This window comes from Bradyrhizobium agreste (assembly GCF_016031625.1).
Taxonomy (GTDB): Bacteria; Pseudomonadota; Alphaproteobacteria; order Rhizobiales; family Xanthobacteraceae; genus Bradyrhizobium; species Bradyrhizobium agreste.
Window position 1 is genome coordinate 240,057 of sequence record NZ_JACCHP010000007.1, and the last position, 18,231, is coordinate 258,287.

The 18,231-nt window shown below is 63.0% G+C and carries 15 protein-coding genes; 12 read left to right on the forward strand and 3 right to left on the reverse strand.

The features are described from left to right. The first annotated feature begins 1 nt into the window (after position 1). The 7 genes from HZZ13_RS12720 to HZZ13_RS12750 all read left to right on the forward strand — a co-directional run bounded on the left by HZZ13_RS12720 (position 2) and on the right by HZZ13_RS12750 (position 8,032). The gene (locus tag HZZ13_RS12720; protein WP_197959927.1) at positions 2-1,057 is read left to right on the forward strand and encodes a carbohydrate ABC transporter permease; all 1,056 of its coding nucleotides are present in this window, start codon (positions 2-4) and stop codon (positions 1,055-1,057) included. A gap of 18 nt (positions 1,058-1,075) precedes the next feature. After that, a complete protein-coding gene (locus HZZ13_RS12725) occupies positions 1,076-2,155 on the forward strand; it encodes an ABC transporter ATP-binding protein (RefSeq protein ID WP_197959928.1) in 1,080 nt (359 codons plus the stop codon). Positions 2,156-2,175: 20 nt separating this feature from the next. Beyond that, positions 2,176-4,482 (forward strand): glycoside hydrolase family 31 protein, encoded by a 2,307-nt coding sequence (locus tag HZZ13_RS12730; protein WP_197959929.1) that lies wholly within the window; start codon positions 2,176-2,178, stop codon positions 4,480-4,482. Between the two features lie 643 nt (positions 4,483-5,125). Then, on the forward strand, positions 5,126-5,395 hold the full coding sequence (locus HZZ13_RS12735; protein ID WP_197959930.1) for a hypothetical protein: 270 nt from the start codon (positions 5,126-5,128) through the stop codon (positions 5,393-5,395). 88 nt (positions 5,396-5,483) lie between these two features. Beyond that, on the forward strand, positions 5,484-5,819 hold the full coding sequence (locus HZZ13_RS12740; RefSeq protein WP_197959931.1) for a hypothetical protein: 336 nt from the start codon (positions 5,484-5,486) through the stop codon (positions 5,817-5,819). Between the two features lie 83 nt (positions 5,820-5,902). Then, positions 5,903-6,343, forward strand: coding sequence for a hypothetical protein (locus HZZ13_RS12745; RefSeq protein WP_197959932.1), 441 nt, complete (start codon positions 5,903-5,905; stop codon positions 6,341-6,343). A 270-nt stretch (positions 6,344-6,613) separates the two neighbouring features. Next, positions 6,614-8,032 (forward strand): autotransporter domain-containing protein, encoded by a 1,419-nt coding sequence (locus tag HZZ13_RS12750; RefSeq protein ID WP_210349307.1) that lies wholly within the window; start codon positions 6,614-6,616, stop codon positions 8,030-8,032. Between the two features lie 177 nt (positions 8,033-8,209). Here HZZ13_RS12750 and HZZ13_RS12755 read toward each other — a convergent pair whose 3' ends face one another. The 3 genes from HZZ13_RS12755 to HZZ13_RS12765 all read right to left on the reverse strand — a co-directional run bounded on the left by HZZ13_RS12755 (position 8,210) and on the right by HZZ13_RS12765 (position 12,598). Next, complete coding sequence (locus HZZ13_RS12755) at positions 8,210-10,804, reverse strand: bifunctional diguanylate cyclase/phosphodiesterase (RefSeq protein ID WP_210349308.1); 2,595 nt, start codon at positions 10,802-10,804, stop codon at positions 8,210-8,212. A 321-nt stretch (positions 10,805-11,125) separates the two neighbouring features. Continuing rightward, complete coding sequence (locus tag HZZ13_RS12760) at positions 11,126-11,779, reverse strand: DUF2182 domain-containing protein (RefSeq protein WP_311972633.1); 654 nt, start codon at positions 11,777-11,779, stop codon at positions 11,126-11,128. Positions 11,780-11,965: 186 nt separating this feature from the next. Then, a complete protein-coding gene (locus HZZ13_RS12765) occupies positions 11,966-12,598 on the reverse strand; it encodes a DUF1326 domain-containing protein (protein ID WP_197959936.1) in 633 nt (210 codons plus the stop codon). A gap of 520 nt (positions 12,599-13,118) precedes the next feature. On the opposite strand from HZZ13_RS12765, the gene HZZ13_RS12770 reads away from it, so the two are divergent. From HZZ13_RS12770 to HZZ13_RS12790, 5 genes are all read left to right on the forward strand, one after another. Then, complete coding sequence (locus HZZ13_RS12770) at positions 13,119-13,625, forward strand: aminoacyl-tRNA deacylase (protein WP_246504401.1); 507 nt, start codon at positions 13,119-13,121, stop codon at positions 13,623-13,625. A gap of 114 nt (positions 13,626-13,739) precedes the next feature. Next, on the forward strand, positions 13,740-14,159 hold the full coding sequence (locus HZZ13_RS12775; RefSeq protein WP_197959937.1) for a CBS domain-containing protein: 420 nt from the start codon (positions 13,740-13,742) through the stop codon (positions 14,157-14,159). Between the two features lie 396 nt (positions 14,160-14,555). Then, the gene (locus HZZ13_RS12780) at positions 14,556-15,695 is read left to right on the forward strand and encodes a TRAP transporter substrate-binding protein (protein WP_197959938.1); all 1,140 of its coding nucleotides are present in this window, start codon (positions 14,556-14,558) and stop codon (positions 15,693-15,695) included. A gap of 93 nt (positions 15,696-15,788) precedes the next feature. Further along, positions 15,789-16,457, forward strand: coding sequence for a TRAP transporter small permease subunit (locus HZZ13_RS12785; RefSeq protein ID WP_197959939.1), 669 nt, complete (start codon positions 15,789-15,791; stop codon positions 16,455-16,457). Beyond that, positions 16,454-18,202, forward strand: a complete 1,749-nt coding sequence (locus HZZ13_RS12790; protein ID WP_197959940.1) for a TRAP transporter large permease — start codon at positions 16,454-16,456, stop codon at positions 18,200-18,202. The genes HZZ13_RS12785 and HZZ13_RS12790 overlap by 4 nt, the downstream gene beginning before the upstream one ends. Positions 18,203-18,231 lie beyond the last annotated feature (29 nt).

The following is an 18,231-nucleotide window of genomic DNA, read 5'->3' on the forward strand; positions in this document are numbered from 1 at the left end:
CATGCGCCTTGCCAGCTTGCTTGGTCAGCGACGCAACGGGCCCGGGCGACCGCTGCACTGGACCGACATTGCCGCCTACGCCTATCTCGCGCTCGGCGTCGTCCTGATGTTCGGCCCGGTCCTGTGGCTGGTGCTGTCATCGTTCAAGACGCAGAGCGCGCTGCTGGAATTTCCGCCGTCGCTACTGCCATTCGCGCAGGTCGAGGTGACGGTGCCCGGTCAACCGCAGAAGCTGCCGCTGTTCCGCACGAACCTACCCGACGGCTCGGTACGCGAACTGGCGCAGGTTCGACGCATCGGCCTGGTCGCCCAGATGGTCGATCCCGCCGATCCCGCCAAGCAGTTCCGCGTCGCGATCGACAAGCGCGAACCGGTGCGCCGCGTCGCATTCGCGACCGAGAACTACAGCGAGCCGCTGCAGCGCTTCGCCTTCCTGCGATTCCTTTTCAATTCGGTCTTCGTGACTGTGGTTGCCACGCTGATCACCCTGCTCATCAATTCCATGGCGGCCTACGCGCTTGCCGTCTATGCGTTCCCCGGCAAGCAGACCGCCACCCTGGCGGTCATCGGTACCCTCATGATCCCGATGACCATCATCCTCGTGCCGGTCTACCTGGTGGTGACCGAGCTTGGACTCGCCAACTCGCTTTGGGCGGTGATTCTGCCGGGAGCCGCGACACCGACAGGCGTGTTCCTGCTTCGGCAATACATGCTGACCTTGCCGAAGGATCTGATCGAGGCTGCGCGCATGGACAAGGCGTCCGAGTGGCAGATCTATTGGCGCATCGTCATGCCGTTGACCCTGCCGGCGCTGGCGGTGCTGGCGATTTTCTCGATCATGTGGCGCTGGAACGAGTTCCTGTGGCCGCTCGCGGTGCTGACCAAAACCGAGGTCTACACACTGCAGATCGCGCTCAATGCGTTTCAGGGCGAGCTCCAGACCCAGTGGCACTACCTGCTTGCGATGACGGTCGTGACGCTCGCACCGGTCGCGCTCGTCTTCGTGTTCCTCCAGCGCTTCATCACGACGGGCATCGGCTCGACGGGAATGAAATGACCGATTGGACGATCGACCATGGCTGAACTGAAACTCACGAGCGCGCGAAAATCCTTCGGCAGCATCGACGTGCTGCACGGCATCGATCTTGCGGTCAGGGATGGCGAATTCGTCGTCTTCGTCGGTCCCTCGGGCTGCGGAAAGTCGACGCTCCTGCGCCTCATCGCCGGCCTCGAAAACGTCACGAGCGGCGAGATCCATATCGACGGCGAGCGCGTCACCCATTTGCCCGCCTCCGAGCGGGGGCTCGCCATGGTGTTCCAGTCCTACGCGCTCTATCCGCATATGAGCGTGCGCAAGAACATGGGCTTTGCGCTCGAGAACATGGGCCTGAAGCCGGCGGAGATCGAGGCACGGGTCGCCCGCGCCGCGGCGATGCTGCGCCTCACGGACTATCTCGACCGCAAGCCAAAGGCGCTCTCCGGCGGCCAGCGTCAGCGCGTCGCCATCGGCAGGGCCATCGTGCGCGATCCCAAGATTTTCCTGTTCGACGAGCCGCTGTCGAACCTCGACGCAGAACTCCGTGTCGCGACGCGCAAGGAGCTAGCCAGTCTCCATGCCGGTCTCGGCGGCACGATGATCTATGTCACCCACGACCAGGTCGAAGCCATGACGCTTGCAGATCGGATCGTGGTGCTCAACGCCGGCCGGATCGAGCAGGTCGGCACGCCACTCGAGCTCTACAATCGCCCCGCCAATGCCTTCGTCGCCGGCTTCATCGGCTCCCCCCGCATGAACTTCCTGCCTGCGGTGGTGGTCTCGGATGATGGCACGCTCCGTCTCACTGTTGGCGAAGTCGAAGTTGCGTTGCCTCGCCCGGCTTCCGGCCTCGCCGCCGGAGCGAGCGTGACGCTCGGCATCCGCCCCGAGCATATCGAGATCGCGCCGGGCGACGGCATGCTCGCGGCAAAGATCGATCTGCTCGAACAGCTTGGCGGCGAGACCTTCGTTTATGCCACTGCTCCCGGGCTGCCGCAGATCACACTGCGCCAGGATGGCCAGTCGCACTTCCACCGCGGCGATGCGGTCGCGATCCGCTTCGCCCCCGATCACCTGCATATCTTCGACGCGGCTGGCGCGGCTCTCGCCCGGCCCTGATCGAACCGGAGCCCGATCTCATGAAAGCCCTGACCCACGGCCGCTTCCGTGGCCTCGACGGCAACGCCGCGCAGTTTGACCTCGCCACTGGAGCCGCGGCGGCCCCGCTCGCCAGCTTGCGCGTCGCGATTCTCGAGCGAGACATCGGCCGCGTCACCCTGCGCCGGCCGGAGGGCTATCGCCTCGATCGCGGCTGGGCGATTGCCCCGAACCGGGCCGAGCCGCCGTACGAGGGCCGACTGCGCGACGACATCTCCGGCTTTGCCAATCCGGCCGCGACATTGTCGGAGGCGGGTGGCATCGTTACGCTCGCCGCCGCGGGTCTCACCGCGCAAGTGCGGCTCGATCCGTTCGGCATAGCCTGGTTCCGCGACGGCGAGGACCAGCCATTCCTGCGCGATCGCCCGACCCAGGCTTATTTCCTGTCGCGCAAGACCGGTGCGTTGCTGCACGCGACCGAACGGCACGAAGACGAACGTCATTACGGCCTCGGCGACAAAGCCGGTCCGCTCGACCGTACCGGCCGGCGCTTTGCGATCGATGCCGTGGACCCTTGCGGCTTTGACGCCGAACTGTCCGACCCGCTCTACAAGATGCTGCCGTTCGTCATCGCCGACGGAGCCCGCGGCGCGCACGGCATCTTCTACGACAATCTCGCGCTCGGCTCGGTTGACCTCGGCAGCACCATCGACAATTACCACGGCCTGTTCCGCTTCTATCGTGCCGAGGATGGCGACCTCGACTATTACGTGCTCGCCGGCCCTGGGGTGCCCGATGTCACACGCCGGTTTTCCTGGCTCACCGGCGGACAGGCTTTCCCGCCCCGTTGGACGCTCGGCTTCGCGATGACGACCATGACCATCGCCGACGCGCCGGATGCGGACGCGCGCATCACCGCCTTCATCGAGGATTGCAGGCGCCACGGCATTCGTTGCGACAGCTTTCACTTCGGCTCCGGCTACACCTCGATCGGCAACCGTCGTTACGTCTTCAATTGGAATCGCGACAAATTCCCAGATCCCGCGGCGACGATGGCGCGTCTCAAGGCCGCCGGCATGCACCCGGTGACCAACATCAAGCCTTGCCTGCTCGACGATCACCCCCGGCTCGAGGAGGCCAAGGCGCGCGGCATTCTGGTTGAGGACGGCGAGACCGGCCAGCCTGCGATCGCGCAATTCTGGGACGGCCTCGGCTTCCATGTCGACTTTACCGATCCGGAAGGCCGGCAATGGTGGGCGGACGGCATCCGCGACGCACTGCTCGCGTTCGGCGTGACGGCAGTTTGGAACGACAACAACGAATACGAGATCTGGGACGAGGATGCGGTCTGCGACGGTGACGGCCGGCCGTTTGCACAGGCGCTGGCCAGACCCGCGCAGGCGCTCTTGATGCACAAGCTCGCTTACGAGACCCAGGCCGCGCACGCACCGGACAAGCGGCCCTATACGATCACGCGTGCCGGCGGCGCCGGCATCGCCCGCTACGGCCAAACCTGGAGCGGCGACAACGAAACCGCCTGGAAGACGCTGCGCTATAACCTGACCCAGGGCCTGAACATGAGCCTGTCGGGACTCTACAACATCGGCCACGATGTCGGCGGCTTCCATGGCGACTCGCCGGGCCCGGAACTGTTCTGCCGCTTTGTCGAGTTCTGCGCGCTGTGGCCGCGCATGGTGATGAATTCCTGGAAGGCGAGCGGCATCGTCAACACCCCCTGGATGCATCCCGAGGTGCTTCCGCAAGTTCGATCCGCCATGGACCTTCGCCACAGCCTCATTCCCTACCTCTACACTCAGATGTGGCGCGCGGCAGCCGAAGACGTACCACCAGTCCGGCCGCTGCTGTGGGATTTCGGCTTCGATGCGATTGCGGCGACCGTCGAGGACGCGTTCATGCTGGGTCCCGATCTCCTCGTCGCTCCGGTGCTTGATCAGGGCGCGACGACGCGCGAGGTCTATCTGCCCGCCCATGCCGGCGGTTGGTACGACTGGCATGACGGAGCGTCATATGAGGGCGGCCGCACCATCACCGTGGCAGCGCCTCTCGGTCGGCTCCCCGTCTTTGCGCGCGCCGGCGCGATCGTTCCAGTCGAGGACGAAGCCGGGCTGACCGCGATTGCGTTCGGGACGCCCGAACACGGTGGCTCGGGCCTGCTCTATGTCGACGATGGCGAGACGGCGGATTGGCGCAAGACAGGCACGACAATCGAATTCCGCTTGCGCCGCGATGATCTCGGCTTCGTTCTCGACGCCAGCGGAGGAGAATTGCCCATCCGCGTCCGCGGCGTCGGCGTGCCGAATCTGCGCCTTGCCGGCTCGTCCGACTGAGGGGCGTGTCACCGCGAGGACCGGTCCTGACTGGCAAGACCCGCCCGCGAATTCACACTCCTCCGGAAGTTCGAATCGGCTGCAGCTCCCAGCCTGCATTCATCGCAACGTTCGAATCGTAGTTCGACTCGGACTGTCGTGAGGCGGCTTGGGGGAGGATGGCGAAGAAACGACGAAGACGATTGCAACGTCCGGCTGTTACCGGCTCGCTCTGTTGCGAGAAGTGTCGCACGCGCAAAACGCTACGCCAGAGAGGAGAAGTCATTTATGGTCCCTCAAAGCTAAGGCCCGCATGCGGGACAGAAGCACGTAGCATTGCGAACTTAGTTGAGAGGTAGCCCTGTCGCGCGGCCAAATTTTGAGATCTCCCAATCGTCCGAGCAGAGCAACGTCGAAGAGCACGACGCTCGTACCGACGCCTCAGCAATATTGTCGATCGATCTGATCGGTTGCATATCGATTTATTCACAACTCTCTATCTTGAGCATTGAAGAAACTCTTCATCATTCCGTGATGGCAGCGTGAGCATTCCGAATCCTTCGACAAGTGTGATCCATCACACGGAAGTATGCGCCGATGAGTCCTATCGTCCAACCATCGAACGCAATCACGCGGTTCGAATTGACCAGAAAGGATCACTCCCATGTTTCGCTCCATCCTCATCGTCTCCGCCGCCGTCCTCTCGCTCACTGCTTCGAGCGCGTTTGCGGGCAACTCCTCTTCGATCGTGCAGAACGGCAACGGCAACGCCGCCGAGACCTTCCAGAGGGGCCGCAACAACGACAGCCAGGTCATTCAGTTCGGTAACGGCAACGGCGCCGGCATCCATCAGGTCGGTCGCAACAACAACGCCGGCATCGGCCAGAACGGCGACGGCAACTACGGTGGGGTTTGGCAGCGCAGCCGCCACTGATCCGCTGATCTCATCGCGCGGAAAGGAACCGTGACGGCCCGTCCTCACATTCCTTTCCGCGTCGCGAACCCTCGAAGGGAGAAACCCGATGAAAAAGCTTCTGTTCGTCACCAGCGCTGCGCTGGTGCTGATCTCCGCTCCTGCTTTCGCCGGCGGTGTCACGGCATGCGTGCACGCCAGGACGCAGATCGGTAACGGCGCCAGCGATAACGTCAGCCAGAACTGCCAATATAACATGAATGGCCAGGTGCAGGCCGGCAACGGAATGTCAGCCGGCGCGCGGCAATCCGGGACCAGCAACACGTCGAGCCAGCTTCAGCTCGGCAACGGCAACTCGACCGGCCTCAGCCAACGTGGCCGTGACAACAGCGCCGGCGCCATGCAGGTTGGAAACGGCAATCGCGTCAACGTTCGTCAATGGTAAGACGTCGGCTCGCAAAGGTCGGAGCCGGACCGCGGTTGGGCGAGCCCCCTCGTCCAACGCGCGTTTCATGACAGGAGAAACAGATGAAGCGGATCCAATGGCCGGCTTTCGTGGTCGCTGCAAGCCTGATGGCCGCTCTCGCGAGCGCGTCATTGCGAGCCGAGACGACTTCGGTGAATAACGGCAGCAACTCGGCGAACATCACCCAGAGCGGAGATCCGGCGAAGACGGACAAGCGGGTGGACACCCGCCCTGGCTACACGCATATCGAGCAGCGCAACGGCGGCAACTCGGCGACGATCATCCAGCGCTCGAAGCCCGGCTCGCCTAATGGCACCGACACCGAAGGTGGCAACACCCCGAATGGACCGACGGCGCCAGATGGAACCGAGAGCGATGACGAGCGTGGACCCGCGCTCACCGACTCAGATGTCTACCGGCAGGTCCGCAAGGGTGCTTCGCCGCAATCACAGCAGACTTTGGATAATCTGATGAAATCGCTGGGTTTGCAGAAGAAGATGTAAGTCTGCAGCGGCGCCGGCCAGAGTCATCGCCATTGGAACCGCGCAGGCCTGATCGCCCGCGCGGGTTCTCGCGTCAATCGTCGCCTGTATCGAAAGATATCAGCAAGCTGTCACCCCGCTGCAACAGGCAGCCCGGTCCCACTGAGCTAATGTGCCCATCGTCGGCGGATTCAAGCGCGTTCCTTTCAGGCGGGGCAAGGTGGGGCGATGAAGAGCAAATCGGCTGGCAAGGCATTGTCCGGACAATGGTGGTGTGGCTACGCGCTCGCGGTGGCCGCCATTGTGCTCGCTGAATCGGCGAGCGCCCAGACTGGTTTCATCGATACCACCGGCTACGGCTTTGTATCCTTGGACGGGCCGATCGTCGTGAACCAGGCGTTCGGACCCGGGCAGAACATTGCGGGCATCGTTCAGCTGGCGCCGAATCCGTTGGCGACGGTCACGCAGACCGGTTTTTACAACCGTACCGCGATCATCCAGGTTGATGCAACAAATACCGCCGCGATCACCCAGGCCGGCGATTTCAGCCATGCCTATGTCATCCAGATCGGCCCGACCAATGCCTCTGCGGTCGCGCAGACCGGCAACAGTTCATCGGCGATCGTGATCCAGCTCGCGGCCTCCCCGATCGCGGCGCTCGGAACCGGCTATCTCCAGCGCGTGGCGTCAAACCTTCTATTCGCGCCGGAGACCGCGGCGGCGCTGCCGAGCATGGCCCAGCTCAGCGGCCAGGATTTTTCCCGTGACCTGTTTTCGCAGCTCGACACCGGCCGCGGACAAGCCTGCCTCGATCAGGCGCCCGCTGCGCCAGCGCCGCTGGTCACCAAGGCTCCCGTCGTCAAGGCACCGCCGATCGCAAATCCTTGTCGGATCGCGCTGTTCGTTCAAGGGAATTACCATCACGGCGACCGCGCCGACGCATTCGGCTCGACCAAGTACAGCTATGATTCCGGCGGCGTGCTGGCCGGAGCAAAGTTCTACATCACGCCGAACGTCACCATCGGTCCAACCTTCGGCTACACCCGCACGGCCGCCGATTTCAGGCAGGGACTTGGCTCGACGGACCTCGACTCCTACCATCTCGGTGGTTTTTTCGCCTACGACACCAGCGCGCTGTTCGTGCACGCGGTTGCAGCTTATGGCTGGAATCGATTTGACGTTTCGCGCACCGGATTTGGCGCGCCGATCACCCCAAGGACCGATGGAAACACAAGCGTCGCCGCGATCAAAGCCGGGTACCTTTTTGACGTGGGCCTCGGGCGTCTGGGCCCGATCGGCGGCTTCACCTATTCGCACACCCGTGTGGACGGCTATTCGGAGACCGGCGATCCATTCCTGACCCAGATGGTCGCAGGCCAGTCGCTACAATCAGCCGTAGTCAGCGGCGGAATTCGCTTCCAACCTCGTATCGCCGCCTTCGGTGCACGGGCCGACAGCTTCGTCGACGTCACCGTGGAGAAGGACCTGCGCGATGCGACGCGGGTGTTGCAGACGACGTTCACTCTGGCACCGGGCGTGCCGATCTTCACGCCGGTGCGGCCGTTCAACGACACCTATGTCCGGATCGCCGGCGGCATCGGCTACGACGTCAGTCCAAATGCGCGGCTCACCGTTTCGGCCGAGGGACTGGTCGCCAGTCGCGGCGCGAACAGCGTTGGAGTGAACGCCGGATTGCGCTTCGGCTTCTGACGGAGCGCGAGCTCGGCGCATGGTCCGAGCCGATCAGCCTGCTCGACCGGCGAGATCAGTCCTCCGAGCGGCGCGGTCCTTCGGCAATTCAGGCGAGGGAGGTTCACCTACTCAGCTTGCTACTCTTGGCCGCAAGGGCTGCAGTGGCGGGTCATGATGACGACTGAGGCATTCAGCTCACGCCACCCGCCGTTTCCGGCGCGCCGTGGGGGCTTGCCAGGAGAGATTTGCGAGCGGCACGGGCTTGCTGAAGTGAAATCCCTGGCCGAGCGGGATGCCGAGTGATTGGAGCAGTCTGACCTGTTCGGAGGACTCGACCCCCTCGGCGACGATCGACAGCTTCAGCGTCTTTGCGAGCTGCACGATGGATTTCAGCACGGCGACGGTCTCGCTGCGATCGATCCTGTCGATGAAGGATTTGTCGATCTTGACCTTGTCGAAAGGAAAGGCCGTCAAATAGGACAAGGACGAGTATCCGACACCGAAATCGTCGAGCGCAATGGAGACGCCGAGCGCCTTGAGGCGCTGCAGCGTCCTGAGGTTCTCCTCGGTGTCGGCGAGAAATACGCTCTCGGTGATCTCGAGCTCGAGCCGGGTTTGCGGAAGCCCACTCTGCGTCAACGCAAAGGTCACGGTGTCGACGAGATTGGCGCTGGCAAATTGCAGGGCGGAGAGATTGACAGCGACCTTGACGTCGGCCGGCATGCTCATCGCATCGCGACAGGCTTTGGCGAGCACCTGATAGCCGAGCTCGACGATCAGTCCCCCCGCCTCCGCAACCGCAATGAACTCCGCCGGAGGGATGTAGCCCCTGGTGGGGTGATGCCAGCGCGCCAGAGCCTCGACCGATTTTACCCGACCGGCGCCAAGCTCGATCACAGGCTGATAAAACAGCTCGATCTCCTCGCGCCAGACCGCTTCACGCAGCTCGATCTCGAGCACGTTGCGCTGATCCGCTTCCGCCTTGAACTCCGCTGAATAGACGTGGAAGCAGCTTCGGCCGGCATTCTTCGACCTGTAGAGTGCAAGATCGGCGTTGCGAAGGATCTCGTCGACCCGCGTGCCGTGCTCGGGCACGAGCGCAAGGCCAATGCTACAGCCGATCACGACGGGATGGCCATCGATGTGATAGGGCTCGGCAATAGCCTGGATCAGCCGCGCGGCCAGGCTTGCAGCGCCGTCGCGCATCGCCGCCCGGCCGGGTGCCACGATCACGGCAAACTCGTCGCCGCCGATTCGCGCCGCCGTATCGGTATCGCGGATCTGCGCCCTGATCCGGTCGGCGACCTGCGTCAGCAACGCATCGCCGCATTGATGGCCGAGCGCATCATTGACCGACTTGAACTTGTCGAGATCGAGCAGGAGTACGGCGAACGCGGGCTCCAGCCGGCGCGAGCGGGCCAGCGCCTCGTCGAGGCGCTCCTTGAACAGGTTGCGATTGGCAAGGCCGGTCAGGCTATCGTAATGCGCGAGCCGCTCGATGCGGTCCGCCGACGCCTTGCGCTCGGTGATGTCCTCGTGCGTGGCAACCCAGCCGCCGCCCTCGCGCCGGCCGTAGGAGATGTAGGCGACCCGTCCATCCGGAAACTGCACGGTGTTCGAGATCTGCTCCGACTGAGCGAGCCGGCTCTTCAAATCGACGAGGTACGTCTCGACGTCGAGCACGGCGGTCTGCTTCGCGAACACCTCCCGGAAGTCCATGCCGATCCGGATCTCTTCCGGCACGAGGTCATAAAGTTCGAGCCATTGCCGGTTGAACGCAATCAGGCGGTCATTGCCGTCGAACATGCTCAAGCCCTGGGGAAGGTTCCTGAGCGCATCCTCGAACTTGCTGGCGAAATCGCGCCGCTCGCGGTGGGCGCGATCCAGCGCCTGCTGCCGTCGCCAATGGAATGTCGTCGCGACGAGGATGATGAACGTAAGCAGCAGCGCGCCGCCGAGATAGATCTTCTGCCTGAAGGCGGAGCGGGAATAAATCTCCTGCTCCGAAATGCCGACAGTGAAGATGAGAGGAAACGCGCGCGACCTGCGCGCCGTGATCAGTCGGTCGCTGCGGTTCGGTCGGTTCTCATTCCAATATTGCGCATAGAAGCCGTCGCCCAGTTCGCCCTCGACGCGGCCCGGCGCGCTTTGTCCCAGCACGGAACCCTGGTCCACGCCCCGGGCGGCGAGCACGACGTGGTTCGCATTCCTGAGCACCAGCGTTCCTCCGACGCCGAGCTTTGCGGTGTCGTAGAACCTGCCGACGACGTCGACGCTGATCGAGCCGACAACCACGCCGACCGGATTGCCGGCGAAGTCGAACAGCTTTCTCGCGAGCTGTATCGTCCACTTTTTCGACGCGCGGCCCAGCACCGGCTTCGCCACGTAAAGGCGATCGTCGGCCTGCGACATGGTGTGAATGAAGTGCTCGCGATCACCGAGATAGAGCGGCGGACCGGAATAGCCGGCCGTCGTCTCGATCATGTACCCGTCCGATCCGATCAGTGCGAACTGGACCACGTCGCCGGTGGCGATGCGGGCCTTGTCGGACCAGAACTTCAGGCTGAAGGCCTGCGGATCCTGGGCGTAGAGTGCCCGTACCACCAGCAACGACTGATCCACGCGCTCGAAGATGCGCTCGGTGTTCTCCTCGAATAATTCGGCGACGCTGTTGCCGTGCGACCGCGCTTGCTGGATCGCATCCATCCGCTCAGAGGCGGTGATTGCGAAATAGCCGATCCAGACCAGGGGCAGAAAGAACAATGCGATCTGCAGCGGGCCATTCCGCAAGATCGCTCTTCCGGCTTTGCGGACTGCCCCTGCGGGAATCACGACGCGCACCCCCGCTTCGGCCGCCAGGGCAGAACTGCGCTCGCCCGCAGGATTGGCATCGCCTTGTCTCCGCCTCGACTTGCACAGGGACACCCGCCGCCATAGGCGGGCGCTGTTCATGGCGCAAACCTAGGGGAAACAGCCTTAAGTTTCTGTTTGGACGTAGCTCAATTCTTTAGCTCAATGCATCCGTATCATCACGGAGACCGGCCGGTTTTGAGCAATCAAGCACATCGGGATGTCGAGAGCGGCGCATTTTAACCATCTTTGGACCGCATTTCACATCGCGCGCGCAACAACGATCGTGCCGGACAGGATGAGGAGCGCGCCTGCCGCATAACTCAGTCGTTGGCCGAACGGCAGCAGTTTCTCGCCGGCGACATAGAGCGCGATGCCGATGATCCAGGCCAGGTTCATCACCCCGCCGACGAACAGCAATGCCATCAGAAACCAGCAGCAGCCGACGCAGTAGCTGCCGTGGCGAAGTCCCATCCGGAATGCGCCGCGCGTGCCGGGCCGCCAATATCGGCTGAGAAACAACAGCGGGCTCTCGCAATAGCGCAGGCAGGCCTGTTTGAGCGGCGTGAACTGATAAAGCCCAGCTGCAATCAGAACGCCGCCGCCCAGAATCGCGCTGGTGCTCGCCATTGCCATCGACAGCAACCCGAAGCGTTCGAACGCTCCTTGCACCAGGACAGCAGCGAGACTGAACCCGGCCCACGTCACGAGATAGCCGGCGAGAAAGATCCAGGTATCGATTGCGGCGCGGGAGGCAGTCTCCTGCTTGCGCTTGACTGTCGCATACAAGAGAACGGTGGGCACCGCGCTCGGCGCCATCATCGCGATCATCATCACCCACCACATCACGAACAGCAGCGCGCCATAGAATGGCGTCCACGGCATCGGCGCCATGTCCGGCATGTCGGCCATCATCTCGGTATCCATGCCGGCGCCCGCAACGAGATAGGCCCAGGCGAGCGCCACCACTGCGGCGGTCCCGATCGCGACGATCAGCCGGTCGCGGTGGAGCAAGTGTTCGAGTATCGAGCGCCCCTGCATCGATTTGTCCGTAGCGATGAGGAGCTGACACCGAGATCTTATGCCGGTGTCAGCGCCCCATCATGCCGCAACGCCCGTGGGCGTCTGCACGACATTGGCGAGCGAGCTATGCGTACCGCGGGTCTCGAACGGGATCGCGCCGGTCGAGCGGATGTTGGCGGATGCGACCTCGGCCGCCCGATGTTCGAACCCCTCGGGCATGACCACCTGGATGCGGTGCGGATCACCGGTCACCGGATTCTTGATCGGCTCGACATCGGTCTCGAGCACGCCCTTGGCGACGAGTCTTGCGACGCGTCCATCTTTGTCGAAGGAGAACTCGAACGGCGCAAACACCGGATCATGGATCTTGGTAACGATCATGCTGACGATCTGGAAAAGCGTGCCTTCGGCCGAATGCTTGCCGGAAAAGATATCGAACAACGCCTGACGCTGCTCCTCCGTGGCGCGTTCATCGATGATGGGCTGGATCGTCCCGTTGCCCTCGTGCAGCGGACCAGGGAAATCGACCGTGATCGCAAAGCAGAGACCATCGAGCCTGGTCCCTTCGAAATGCCCCTTGGCGATCCGCATGGCGACCAATCCCTTGCAATAGCCTTGGGTCGGCCGTGCGTTGAAATCACAGGGGCAGCCAAACGCGCAGGTGCAGTTCTTCATCCATTCGCCTTCGAGACGCCAGTCCGATGCAGCCATGGCACATCTCCTGATGTGAGCGGGGACGCGGCAGCCGTTGACGAATTTGTTCAGCGTTCTTGTTGAGGCAATACGAAAGGGCGCGAGCGGGATCGAGGTCCGATCAGAAGGCCGGCATCGCAGAAAAAGTATGGTGGCAAGCTGCCGTCTACCGTCCGAGGATCATATCAGCGGGCGCCGGCCACGTATAGCGAATGAGGGTAGTGCCTCAGGGGGGCAGCCACACCTCGGGGATGTCCCGGCTCTGGCGCCCGGCCCACAGCATCGTCCGAGACCAGCACCAGATGCGGGCGCCGCGCCAGACAGATGCGATGGGCGCCGCGCGGTTCGAACGTCCAAGACCCGTTTCCGCTCCGATTGAATCGGAACCGGGTTCTAGATCCTTGCCTTGCGCATTGTCTTCGCGCGAACCGGTGTCCACTTCGCCGGAAAACGCTCCGATTGCGGCCTTCGAGGGTAAGGCCTATGCTGAAGTTCGGCAATCACGCGGCCGCCCATCGTGCGGCGGGGCAGCCTAACGATGGATGGCTCACACACCCATCTGAAAGGCTACACCATGACCATTGCCCCCACATTGCACCGGTATCTGGCTGCCGAAAACATCGAGTATGTCGAGATTCCGCACACTTTTACCATGTCATCCGCGCGCACGGCGCAGGCCTGTCACGTCTCGGGCGATCACCTCGCCAAGGCCGTCGTGCTGCGGCATGACGGCGGCTACATGCTTGCGGTCGTGCCGGCATCGCACCATCTCAACCTGCCGGACCTGCAGGAGAGGCTTGGCGAGGATCTCGCCATGGCCAACGAAAGCGAGATCAACCGGCTGTTCGCGGACTGCGCGCCCGGAGCCGTTCCGGCGGTCGGCCGGTGCTACGGCCTCGATCTCATCGTCGACGACAGCATCCAGGCCCAGCCCGAGGTCTACATCGAAGCCGGCGATCACGAGACGCTGCTTCAGCTCACTCATGCCCAGTTCGCGCGCCTGACGGCCAGTGCACCGCATGGACGCTTCAGTGTGCACGACTGACGCGGCATGACAGCAGGATGATTCCAGGCACGCCCGTCGCGGCGACGCGTGCGGTTGCGCCCGTTTCGTTGTATAGTCACATCGCGGGGGCTGCGTTCGCAAGGGAGGTCCTCCATGAAAGTCAGGGACGTGATGCACAAGGGCGTCGATTGGGTCAGCCCCGACACCCCGATCACCGAGATCGCGAAGTTGATGCGGGGGCACGACATTGGCTGCATTCCGATCGGCGAAGACGACCATTTGATCGGGATGGTGACTGATCGCGACATCGTCTGCAAAGGCCTTGCGCGCAAGGACTTCGAGGCCGCGCGCATGACCGCACGGGACGTGATGACCGAAGGCATCCATTGCTGCCGGGAAGACGACGATCTGGCGAAAGCCGTGCATCACATGGAGACGCTGAAGATCCGCAGGCTGCCGGTGATCAACAAGAGCAAGCGGATGGTCGGCATGATCAGCCTGGGCGATGTCGGGCAATCCGCGCCCGCGGATCTGTTGACGCAGTGCGTCAAGGGCGTGTCGGCCCACCATTGAGGCAACGTCGGCTCGATCTTGATCTTCGCCGGATCGCTCGCAGACTCCCGCGGCCGCGGAGTTCTCGCGAGCGTGCATCGAGTGCAGTGCAGTGTGACCGCAGTTCGGCTTCGCCCCAGTCGGCGGCGAGCGCGTTTTGATGGGAGCAGGTATCGAACGAGGAGAGGAGGTGGCGCGTCGCCCCCCTGCTCTTTCAGGATTCCGATATCTGCTCTTCCGAAAGGCGGCCACGCCGTGGTCCGGTCCTGGTGCGGTGCGTCATCACCCGTAGTCCCGCGTCGAAGAGTCGCATCAATCCGAACATTCTTGCCAAAGCCCAGCGCAGGACTTTGACTTGTTCCAACAAAAAGGAGCTGATCCGCAAGGGATCGCTCTTCCAAGGGGAGGGAGGCAGCCATGACCAAATCAAACAAGAGCAGAACTTCGAGTCGCCGCGGCTTTCTCAAGGTCGCTGCTGCGGGAGCCGCCGCGACGGTGGCGGCGCCGAACGTCGTCAGCGCCCAGGGGCCGATCAGCATGCGCTGGCAAAGCACCTGGCCGTCAAAGGACATTTTCCACGAATACGCCCTCGACTACGCCAAGAAGGTCAACGACATGACCGGCGGCGAGCTCAAGATCGAAGTGCTGCCGGCAGGCGCTGTCGTGCCCGCCTTCGGCCTGCTCGATGCCGTGTCCAAGGGCGTGCTCGACGGCGGCCACGGCGTGCTGGTCTATCACTACGGCAAGCAGACCGCGCTGGCGCTCTGGGGCTCGGGCCCGGGCTTTGCGATGGACGCCAATATGCTGCTGGCCTGGCACCGCTACGGTGGCGGCAAGGAGCTGCTCGAAAAGCTCTATGCGTCGATCGGCGCCAACGTCGTCTCGTTCCCCTACGGGCCGATGCCGACCCAGCCTTTCGGCTGGTTCAAAAAGCCGATCACCAAGCCCGAGGATATCAAGGGCCTGAAATTCCGCACCGTCGGAATCTCCATCGACGTGTATGCGGGGATGGGCGCAGCCGTGAACGCGCTGCCCGGCGGCGAAATCGTAGCTGCCATGGACCGCGGCCTCTTGGACGCGGCGGAGTTCAACAATGCCACCTCCGACCGCGTGCTCGGCTTCCCCGACGTATCCAAGGTCTGCATGCTGCAGAGCTATCATCAGAACGCCGAGCAGCTCGAGATCACGTTCAACAAGGACAAGTACAACGCGCTCCCGGAGAAGATGAAGGCGATCATCGCCAACGCGGTGGACGCAGCCTCGGCAGATATGTCCTGGAAGGCGATCGACCGCTATTCCAAGGACTATGTGGAGCTGCAGACCAAAGACAACGTCAAGTTCTACAAGACGCCCGATGCAATCCTGAAGCTGCAGCTCGAGATCTACGACGACGTGGTCAAGAAGAAGGCGGCGGAGAATCCGCTGTTCAAGGAGATCGTGCAGTCGCAGATCGCGTTCGCCAGGCGTGCGACGCAATGGGAGCAGGATACGGTGGTGAACCGCCGCATGGCCTACGACCACTATTTTGGGCCCAACGCCGCGGCCAAGAAGCTCTGATGCCGAAATAAACCCGGCAAGGCACCGTCCGGACCATCCTCCGGACGGTGCCTTGTGTTATGTTGGGATGGTTTTTATGCCGAACCGTATCACATGAGCGTCCAGAGTTTACTGTACAAGATCGACGGCATCTCGACCTGGGTCGGCAAGGCGACCGCCTGGCTGATGATCGTCCTGATGAGCGTCGTCTGCATCGAAGTGTTCAAGCGCTACGCCGCGAACATGCCGACGGCATGGATCTTCGACGCCGAGAACATGCTGTATGGATCGCTGTTCATGCTGGCCGGCGCCTATACGCTGGCGCAGAACGCCCATGTCCGCGGCGATTTCCTGTACTCCTCGATGCGCCCGCGCACGCAGGCCGCGCTCGACCTCGTTCTTTACTTCGTGTTCTTCATTCCGGGCATCGCCGCGCTGATCTATGCAGGCTATTTCTACGCCGCGGATTCTTGGCACATCAACGAGCATTCCAACGTCACGGCGGAGGGCCCACCGGTCTACCATTTCAAGACCGTCATCCCGATCGCGGGCGCGCTGATCATGCTGCAGGGGATCGGCGAGATCATCCGCTGCATCGTGTGCCTGAAGACCGGCGAATGGCCGGGCCGTCTTGCCGACGTCGCCGAGACCGACGTCATCGGGGAGCAACTCGCGCACTCTGAATTCGTGGACGAGGAATCGCGCAAGCTCGCCATCGAGGGCGCGGCGCGCATCGATGAAATGGCGCGGCAGCGCGGCATGGGCGGGGACCTGAACACATGAGCGATCCCGCGCTCGGCCTGTTGATGCTGACGCTCATCGTCGTCGTCATCATGATGGGCTTTGCCACGGCGTTTACGCTGATGGGCCTTGGCATGTTCTTCGGCTTCATCGCCTTCTATGACCCATCGCAGAACTGGACGCACAACAAGGTCTTCGAGCTGATGGTCCAGCGCACCTACGGCGCGATGACCAACGACGTATTGATCTCGATCCCGTTGTTCGTGCTGATGGGCTACGTGATGGAGCGCGGAGCGCTGGTCGACAAGATGTTCTATTCGATCCAGCTCGCCTTCCGCCGCCTGCCCGCTTCGCTGGCGGTCGCAACCCTGATCGTCTGCACCTTCTGGGGCATCGCCTCCGGCCTCGTCGGCGCGGTGGTGGTGCTGATGGGCGTGATCGCCTTCAGCCCGATGCTGCGCGCCGGCTATGACGTGAAGCTCGCCTCCGGAGTCATCACCGCTGGCGGCACGCTCGGCATCCTGATCCCACCCTCGGTGATGATCATCGTCTATGCCGCGGTCGCCGGCCAGTCGGTGGTCAAGCTCTATGCGGCGGCGATGCTTCCCGGCTTCTTCCTGGCGTTCCTCTATCTCGTCTACATCGTCGGCTGGGCGATGATCAATCCGAAGATCGCCCCGCCGCTGCCGGAGGAACAGACCCGCGTCAACGTGCCCGAATGGATCAGGAATTTCGCGACGCTGTATTCGCCGAACCTGTTCGTCGGCCTGTTCAAGGCGCTGCTCTCGCCTGCAAAGGCGAAGATGCTCCAGATCGACGGCAAGCCGATGGGCTATGGCGCGATCGTGCAGAACTTCCTCATATCGCTGGTGCCGTTCCTGCTGACTGCGGGTACGCTCGCGACGGTCTGGTGGTATGTCGTCATCCACCAGCAGCCCGGCGCCGCGAGCGAAGCCATCGAAGGCCTGCAGCAGCTCGGCAGCGCGGTCGAGCCGAAGGAGCTGTCGCCCGCCGAAAAGGGTCCCGACGCCCAGTTCTACATCTGGTTCGCGATATCAGCCGCCGTGATGGCGGCGTGGACGGTGCGCTCCTACTTGCGCATGGACGGCGAACGCTTCGAGGTGTTGAAGCTCCTGACGTCGTCGGTGATGCCGCTCGGCATCCTCACCGTCGTGGTGCTGGGGGTGATCTTGTTCGGCATCACCACCGCGACCGAATCAGCCGGCGTCGGCGCCGCCGGCGCCTTCATCCTCGCCTTCCACGCCCGCACGCTCAACTGGACGCGCACCAAGGAAGCGGTGTTCCTGACCGCCAAGACCACCGCAATGGTGTGCTGGCTGTTCGTCGGCTCGGCGCTGTTCTCGGCGGTGTTCGCCATCCTCGGCGGTCAGGCGCTGCTGGAAAGCTGGGTGCTGTCGCTCAACATGACGCCGCTGCAGTTCATGATCTTGTCGCAGGCGATCATCTTCCTGTTGGGCTGGCCGCTCGAATGGACCGAGATTATCATCATCTTCGTGCCGATCTTCCTGCCGATGCTGAAGCACTTCAACATCGATCCGATCCTCTGGGGCACGCTGGTGTTCGTGAACTTGCAGGCCGCGTTCCTGTCGCCGCCGGTCGCGATGTCGGCGTTCTATCTCAAGGGCGTCGCCCCGAAGCACGTCACGCTGAACCAGATCTTCGCCGGCATGATGCCCTACATGCTGATCGTGATCCTGTGCATGGTGATCATGTATCTCTGGCCGGGCATGACGCTGTGGTTGCCGAACTATCTGTACGCGAGTTGAGGCGCAGCGGCGACGCACAGAGCTATTCG

Excerpts from the sequence above, each read along its gene's own strand:
- HZZ13_RS12725 (WP_197959928.1), top strand. The coding sequence starts at position 1,076 with ATGGCTGAACTGAAACTCACGAGCGCGCGAAAATCCTTCGGCAGCATC.
- HZZ13_RS12770 (WP_246504401.1), top strand. The coding sequence starts at position 13,119 with ATGGATGGCTCACACACCCATCTGAAAGGCTACACCATGACCATTGCC.
- HZZ13_RS12790 (WP_197959940.1), top strand. The coding sequence starts at position 16,454 with ATGAGCGATCCCGCGCTCGGCCTGTTGATGCTGACGCTCATCGTCGTC.
- HZZ13_RS12740 (WP_197959931.1), top strand. The coding sequence starts at position 5,484 with ATGAAAAAGCTTCTGTTCGTCACCAGCGCTGCGCTGGTGCTGATCTCC.
- HZZ13_RS12765 (WP_197959936.1), bottom strand. The coding sequence starts at position 12,598 with ATGGCTGCATCGGACTGGCGTCTCGAAGGCGAATGGATGAAGAACTGC.
- HZZ13_RS12775 (WP_197959937.1), top strand. The coding sequence starts at position 13,740 with ATGAAAGTCAGGGACGTGATGCACAAGGGCGTCGATTGGGTCAGCCCC.
- HZZ13_RS12730 (WP_197959929.1), top strand. The coding sequence starts at position 2,176 with ATGAAAGCCCTGACCCACGGCCGCTTCCGTGGCCTCGACGGCAACGCC.
- HZZ13_RS12785 (WP_197959939.1), top strand. The coding sequence starts at position 15,789 with ATGAGCGTCCAGAGTTTACTGTACAAGATCGACGGCATCTCGACCTGG.
- HZZ13_RS12760 (WP_311972633.1), bottom strand. The coding sequence starts at position 11,779 with ATGATGGCCGACATGCCGGACATGGCGCCGATGCCGTGGACGCCATTC.
- HZZ13_RS12735 (WP_197959930.1), top strand. The coding sequence starts at position 5,126 with ATGTTTCGCTCCATCCTCATCGTCTCCGCCGCCGTCCTCTCGCTCACT.
- HZZ13_RS12745 (WP_197959932.1), top strand. The coding sequence starts at position 5,903 with ATGAAGCGGATCCAATGGCCGGCTTTCGTGGTCGCTGCAAGCCTGATG.
- HZZ13_RS12780 (WP_197959938.1), top strand. The coding sequence starts at position 14,556 with ATGACCAAATCAAACAAGAGCAGAACTTCGAGTCGCCGCGGCTTTCTC.
- HZZ13_RS12720 (WP_197959927.1), top strand. The coding sequence starts at position 2 with ATGCGCCTTGCCAGCTTGCTTGGTCAGCGACGCAACGGGCCCGGGCGA.